The following is a 7202-nucleotide window of genomic DNA, read 5'->3' on the forward strand; positions in this document are numbered from 1 at the left end:
GCGGCGGCCGCCCGGCTCCTCGCCGCGCACCCGGCCCCGTACGCCGGAATCCTCTGCACCATCGACGTCACAGCCGACCCCCTGGACGTGTATGAGTCGCTGCTCGAACTGCGCCCGCCGGGCGTCGACTTCCTGCTGCCGCACGCCCACTGGGGCGCGCCGCCGCCCGGCACCGCCCGCGAGGAGCGGCCCGGCCGGTACCGGCCCCGCCCCACCCCCTACGGCGACTGGCTCGCCGCCGTCTTCGACGCCTGGTGGGACGCGGGCGGGCTGCGCACCCGCGTCCGGCTCTTCCGGGAGATCGCGGCCCTGCTGCTCGGCCTGCCCAGCACCGCCGAGGCCGTCGGCCTGTCGCCGCTCGCGGCGGTCGTCGTCGACACGGACGGCGCGATCGAGCAGGTCGACTCGTTGAAGTCCGCCTATCCCGGCGCCCCCGCCACGGGCCTGGACGTCTTCCGGCACGGCTTCGACGAGGCCCTGCGCCATCCCGGCATCGCCGCCCGCCAACTCGGCCTGGAGGGAAGGGCAGAGGAATGCCGCGGCTGCCCCGTCGTCCGGGTCTGCGGCGGCGGCAACTACGTCCACCGCTACGCACCGGGCAGCGGATTCCTGCACCCCAGCGTCTACTGCGCCGACCTGGAACGCCTCGTCCGGCACATGGCGGACCGCCTTGCCACCGTCACATCCCGATCAGAGGTGTCAACTCGGCTACCCTGACGCCTCTTTGGCGCACAATTGAGTTCCCCGTGCACTCACGTGCCAGTTCCACCACCACTTCACCGGACAAGGAGGCCGCGCATGACCGGACCGCAGGACGCAGAGCGCCCCCACGTCACCGTGGTCTTCGCGGGCCAGAGCGAGTCCTGGGCCAAGTGGATCGAGCACCAGATCCGCGCCGCGGGCCGCGGCACCACCCTGGTGCGCTGGAACCCGCTGCAGCGCCCGCCCACCCCCGACGCCCTCACCGACCTCCTCGACGGCCCCGGTCGCATCCTGCTGCTCATCGACGACTGGTACGAGAAGCTCGGCACCGAACGCTTCGAGGCGTGGGCCGCCGCCCTGCGCGAGGTGCTGCCCGCGCACCGCGACCGGATCGCCGCCGTCAGCATCACCGCCAAGGCGCTGCCCGACGCGGTGATCGCGCTGGCCCCCGTCGAACTGCGCGGCCTGCGCCCCGAGGCGGCCCGCAGCCGCGTCCTGGAGTGCGCGGGCATCGCCGCCCCGATGACCCTCGTCGCCCTCGCCCCGGGCCCCCGTTTCCCCGACGACCTGCCCGAGGTGTGGAACGCCCAGCGCCGCAACCGCCGCTTCACCGGCCGCACCCGGCTCCTGGAGACCGTCCACGACACGTTCGCGGCGGCGGGCGGCGAGGGCTGCGCGCTCGCCCTGCACGGCCCCGGCGGCATGGGCAAGACCCAGCTGGCCCTGGAGTACGTCCACCGGTTCGCCGGGGACTACGACATCGTGTGGTGGGTCACCGCCGCGGGCCGCATCACCCCGCGCGAGCAGTTCGCGGCCCTCGCGCCCCGGCTCGGCATCGAGGTGTCCGGGCAGCTCGACACGGTCATCGACGCCGTACGCCGCGAGCTGACCCGCACGGCACGCCCCTGGCTGCTCGTCCTGGACGGCGCGGAGGCGCCCGACAAGGTGCTCGACCTCATCCCGGAAGGGCGCGGCCACGTCCTGGTGACCACGCTCAGCGCCGACTGGGCCGCGCACACCGAGGCGGCCGTGCCGGTCCCGCCCTTCGAGCGCGCCGAGAGCGTCGCCTTCGTCGGCCGCAGGGCCGCCCGGCTCGCCGAGGAGGACGCCGAGCGCCTCGCCGAGGCCGTCGAGGACATGCCGCTGCTCCTCGACCAGATGGCCGCCTGGCTCGACGTCACCCCGACCGCCGACGTGCCCGGCTACATCAAGGACATCCGCGGCGGCAGGCCCGACCGCTTCGGCGTCGTGGAGTCCCGCGACTATCCCGAGTCCTTCCAGGTCGCCTGGGCCAAGACCCTCAACACCCTGCGCGAGGGCGCCGCGACGGCCTGGCAGCTCCTGAACCTCCTCGCCTGCTTCTCCCCGGACGTGGTGCCGGTCCGCCTCCTGCAGACCGCGCGCCGCGGCGACCTGCCGCGCCCCCTCGCCGAGCTGGTGTCGGAGCCGAGCAGCTGGAACACGGCCCTGCGCAGGCTCTCCGAGATCACCTCCATGCGCGTCGAGTACGAGCCGGGGCGGATGGACATCCAGCGCGTCAGCACCCTGCGCATGCACCGCCTCTTCCACCGCTACGTCGTCGGCATCCAGTCCCCGCACGACCGCACGCGCTACTCGGAGGCCGCCCGCAAGGTCCTGGTCACCGCCGACCCGCGCGACCCCGGCTCCCGCGCCAACTGGGCGCGGTACGCCGAACTGATCCCGCACCTGGAGCCGTCCGGCGCCCTCGCCTCCACCGACGACGACGTGCGCGAACTGGTCCTCAACTGCATCGAGTACCTGCGCATGCGGGGCGAGGAGGAGGAAGGCCGGTGGCTCAGCAGTGAGGCCGTGCGGCACTGGCGCGCCGCCTCGGGACCCACCGACCGCGCCGTGCTCGTCGCCGTCCACCAGCACGCCAACATGTTGCGCAGCCTCGGCCGCAGCGCCGAGGCCGAGGCCGTGGGCCGCGACATCCTGGACCGTCTCGTCGCCGGGGGCGGCGCCCGCCCCATCGAGGTGATCCGCGCCAAGGACGGCCTCGCGGGCACCCTCATGGCGATGGGGCGCTACGACGAGGCGCGCGAGCTCTTCGAGGAGGCCGCGAGCCAGGCGTCGGCCGAGCTGGGCGGCGAGAGCGTGCCCCGCACCCTCAGCCTGCGCAGCAACCTCGCCGTCGCCCTCGGCCTCCAGGGGCACTACGGAGACGCCCTCGCCCTGCACCGCAGGATCCTGGAGGACCGCGTCCAGCTCCTGGGCGGCAAGAATCCGCTGACGCTGCACTCCGCGCTGCGCACCGCCTGGATGCTGCGCCTCCTCGGCGACTACGCCGAGGCGCGGCAGATCCAGGGCCACAACTCCCGGCTGCACGCGCAGGTCCTGGACCACCGCCACAGCCAGACGCTGTACGCCGAGCACAACCTCGCCCTCTGCGACCGGCGCTCCGGCGACCTGGCGGCCGCACAGGAGGGGATGGGCCGGGTGTACGAGAAGGTGCTGCGCAGGCGCGGCGAGCGCCACCCCGACTCGCTCATGATCTCCTGCGACTACGCCATGCTCCTGCGCCAGCTGGGCCGCGCCGCCGAGGCGCGCGAACTGGCCGAGCGCACCGCCGAGGCGTACACGGACCAGCTCGGGCGGTCCCATCCGTACGCCGTGGGAGCCCGGGACAACGTGGTGGGGCTGCTGCGGGACGCGGGCGAGGTGGACGCGGCGCTCGCCCTGTCCGGGCGGGTCATGGTGGAGATGGAGCAGGCGGTGGGGCCGGGACACCCGTGGGCGCTGGCCTGCGCCCTCAACGGCGCCATCACGCTCCTTCTGGCCGGGGAAACCGACGGCGCGGCGGCCATCGCGCGGCCCGCCGCCGAGTGGTCCGTCCGCACCGTGGGCGAGTCCCACGTCCTCACCCGCGACCTCCGGTCGGTCCTCACACTCGGCACCGGCCTGCTCACGGGCGGCGTCCCGCACTGGGACTTCGAGCCCCAGCCGATCTGACGGACCCCGCACACGCCGGTGGGCCCGGCCCCGAGTCGGAAGACTCGGGGCCGGGCCCACTCGCGTGAGACCTCCGGGGCCTAGGCCTCGAAGACCTCGCTGATCAGCTGCTCCTGCTCGGCCTGGTGACGCTTGGCCGAACCGACCGCCGGGGACGAGCCGTGCGGCCGCGAGATGCGGCGCAGGCGCTCGCCGTGCGGGATGTCCGCGCCGACGGCCAGGTCCAGGTGGTCGATGAGGTTGAGGGCGATGAAGGGCCATGCGCCCTGGTTCGCCGGCTCCTCCTGCGCCCACAGGTACTTCTCGGCGTTCGGGTACTTGGCGATCTCCGCCTGGAGCTCCGCACCCGGCAGCGGGTACAGGCGCTCGATGCGGATGAGGGCCGTGTCGTCGGCGCCGCGCTTCTGCCGCTCGGCCTCCAGGTCGTAGTACAGCTTGCCCGCGCAGAAGACGACCTTGCGGACCGCCGACGGGTCGACGTGGCTGTCGCCGATGACCGGGCGGAAGCCGCCCGTCGTGAACTCCTCCGTCTTCGAGGCCGCCGCCTTGAGGCGCAGCATCGACTTCGGGGTGAAGACCACCAGCGGCTTGTGGTGCGGGTTGTGCACCTGCCACCGCAGGAGGTGGAAGTAGTTCGACGGGAGGGTCGGCATCGCGACCGTCATGTTGTTCTGCGCGCACAGCTGCAGGAAGCGCTCGATGCGGGCGGACGAGTGGTCCGGGCCCTGGCCCTCGTAGCCGTGCGGCAGGAGCAGGGTGACACCGGAGTGCTGGTTCCACTTCTGCTCGGCGGCGGAGATGTACTCGTCCACCACCGTCTGCGCGCCGTTGACGAAGTCACCGAACTGCGCTTCCCACATGACGAGGGACTCGGGGCGGGCCAGCGAGTAGCCGTACTCGAAGCCCATCACCGCGTACTCGGAGAGCAGCGAGTCGTAGACGTTGTAGCGCGCCTGCTCCTCGGAGAGGTACATCAGCGGCGTGTAGTCCTCGCCCGTCGCGCGGTCGATGAGGACCGCGTGGCGCTGGCCGAACGTGCCGCGGCGGGAGTCCTGGCCCGACAGGCGGACCGGGGTGCCCTCCAGGAGCAGCGAGCCGATGGCGAGGGTCTCGCCCATGCCCCAGTCGATCGTGCCCTCTTCGACCATCGTCGCGCGGCGCTGCAGTTGCGGCAGCAGACGCGGGTGGACGGTGACCCGGTCGGGGATGTTGACCTGGGACTCGGCGATCCGCTTGACGACCTCCTGGGAGATCGCGGTCTCGACGTGCACCGGGAACTCGGCCTGCGGCGAGGGCACCTCGGCCTGCGCGGGCTGCGAGACGGCCTCGCGGACCTCGGTGAAGACCTTCTCCAGCTGGCCCTGGAAGTCCTGCAGCGCCTGCTCGGCCTCTTCCAGGGTGATGTCGCCGCGACCGATGAGGGACTCGGTGTAGAGCTTGCGCACCGAGCGCTTCTTGTCGATCAGGTCGTACATCAGCGGCTGCGTGAACGCCGGGTTGTCCGACTCGTTGTGACCGCGGCGGCGGTAGCAGATGAGGTCGATGACGACGTCCTTGTTGAACGCCTGCCGGAACTCGAAGGCAAGGCGGGCAACGCGGACGACGGCCTCGGGGTCGTCGCCGTTCACGTGGAAGATCGGCGCCTCGATCATGCGGGCCACGTCGGTGGCGTACATGGAGGAGCGCGACGACTCCGGGGCGGCGGTGAAGCCGACCTGGTTGTTGATGACGATGTGGACCGTGCCGCCCGTGCGGTAGCCGCGCAGCTGCGACATGTTGAGCGTCTCGGCGACCACACCCTGGCCCGCGAAGGCCGCGTCACCGTGCAGGGCGACGGGCAGGACCGTGAAGTCCGTGCCGCCCTTGTTGATGATGTCCTGCTTGGCGCGGACGATGCCCTCGATGACCGGGTCGACCGTCTCCAGGTGGGACGGGTTGGCGGCAAGCGAGACCTTGATCTGCTCGCCGTCCAGGCCGGTGAAGGTGCCCTCGGCGCCCAGGTGGTACTTCACGTCGCCGGAGCCGTGCATGGACTTGGGGTCCATGTTGCCCTCGAACTCGCGGAAGATCTGGGCGTACGACTTGCCGACGATGTTGGCGAGGACGTTCAGGCGGCCGCGGTGGGCCATGCCGATGACGACCTCGTCCAGGCGCGACTCGGCGGCGCTGTCGAGCACGGCGTCGAGCAGCGGGATGACGGACTCGCCGCCCTCCAGGGAGAAGCGCTTCTGGCCGACGTACTTCGTCTGCAGGAAGGTCTCGAAGGCCTCCGCGGAGTTCAGCCTGCGCAGGATGCGCAGCTGCTCCTCGCGCTCGGGCTTGGTGGCGTGGGTCCGCTCGATGCGGTCCTGCAGCCACTTGCGCTGCTTCGGGTCCTGGATGTGCATGAACTCGACGCCGGTGGTGCGGCAGTACGAGTCGCGCAGCACGCCGAGGACGTCGCGCAGCTTCATCATCGACTTGCCGGCGAAGCCGCCGACCGCGAACTCCCGCTCCAGGTCCCACAGGGTGAGGCCGTGCTCGGTGATGTCCAGGTCGGGGTGCTTGCGCTGCTTGTACTCCAGCGGGTCCGTGTCGGCCATGACGTGGCCGCGGACGCGGTAGGAGTGGATCAGCTCGAAGACGCGGGCGGCCTTCGTGACGTCGTCGTCGTGCGAGGCGTCGATGTCCTTGAGCCAGCGGACCGGCTCGTAGGGGATCCGGAGCGCCTTGAAGATCTCGTCGTAGAAGTCCTGCTCGCCGAGGAGGAGGTTCGCGACGATCCGCAGGAACTCGCCGGAGGCGGCGCCCTGGATGACCCGGTGGTCGTAGGTCGACGTGAGCGTCATGACCTTCGAGATGCCGAGCTTGTTCAGGGTGTCCTGGGAGGTGCCCTGGAACTCCGCGGGGTAGTCCATGGAGCCGACGCCCATGATGACCGACTGGCCGGGCATCAGACGCGGGACCGAGTGGACGGTGCCGAGGCCGCCGGGGTTGGTCAGGGAGACCGTCACGCCGGTGAAGTCGTCCATGCCCAGCTTGCCGTCACGGGCGCGGCGGACGATGTCCTCGTAGGCCTGCCAGAACTCGAAGAAGTTCAGCGTCTCGGCCTTCTTGATGCCCGCGACGACCAGCTGGCGGTCGCCGTTGGGCTTCACCAGGTCGATGGCGAGGCCGAAGTTGACGTGCTCCGGCTTGACCAGGGTCGGCTTGCCGTCCTTCTCGACGAAGGAGTAGTTCATCGACGGCATGGCCTTGATGGCCTGCACCATCGCGTACCCGATGAGGTGCGTGAAGGAGATCTTCCCGCCGCGGGCGCGCTTGAGGTGGTTGTTGATGACGATGCGGTTGTCGAAGAGCAGCTTCACCGGGACCGCGCGGACCGACGTCGCCGTCGGGACCTCGATCGAGGCGTTCATGTTCTTCGCGACGGCGGCGCTCGGGCCGCGCAGCGTCACGTACTCGGGACCGGCGGGGGCCTCCGTCGCGGGCGCGGGCTTGGCGGCGGCGGGCTTCGCGGCGGCGGGCTTGGCCGCGGGGGCCGGGGC

At 71.5% G+C, this 7202-nt stretch carries 2 protein-coding genes and 1 pseudogene; 2 read left to right on the plus strand and 1 reads right to left on the minus strand.

What is annotated here, in order from left to right:
• Both AOK03_RS05435 and fxsT read left to right on the plus strand, forming a co-directional pair.
• Positions 1–717, plus strand: a pseudogene (locus tag AOK03_RS05435) (FxsB family cyclophane-forming radical SAM/SPASM peptide maturase); the annotation flags it as partial.
• Between the two features lie 81 nt (positions 718–798).
• Positions 799–3675: an FxSxx-COOH system tetratricopeptide repeat protein gene (fxsT, locus tag AOK03_RS05440; protein ID WP_055564010.1), complete on the plus strand. Its 2877-nt coding sequence runs from the start codon at positions 799–801 to the stop codon at positions 3673–3675.
• Positions 3676–3755: 80 nt separating this feature from the next.
• Here the strand turns inward: fxsT and AOK03_RS05445 are convergent.
• The coding region (locus AOK03_RS05445; RefSeq protein WP_055564011.1) for a multifunctional oxoglutarate decarboxylase/oxoglutarate dehydrogenase thiamine pyrophosphate-binding subunit/dihydrolipoyllysine-residue succinyltransferase subunit at positions 3756–7202 on the minus strand (3447 nt) is incomplete at its 5' end.

This window comes from Streptomyces atriruber, from assembly GCF_001418325.1.
In the GTDB taxonomy this organism is placed as follows: Bacteria; Actinomycetota; Actinomycetes; order Streptomycetales; family Streptomycetaceae; genus Streptomyces; species Streptomyces atriruber.

Excerpts from the sequence above, each read along its gene's own strand:
- fxsT (WP_055564010.1), top strand. The coding sequence starts at position 799 with ATGACCGGACCGCAGGACGCAGAGCGCCCCCACGTCACCGTGGTCTTC.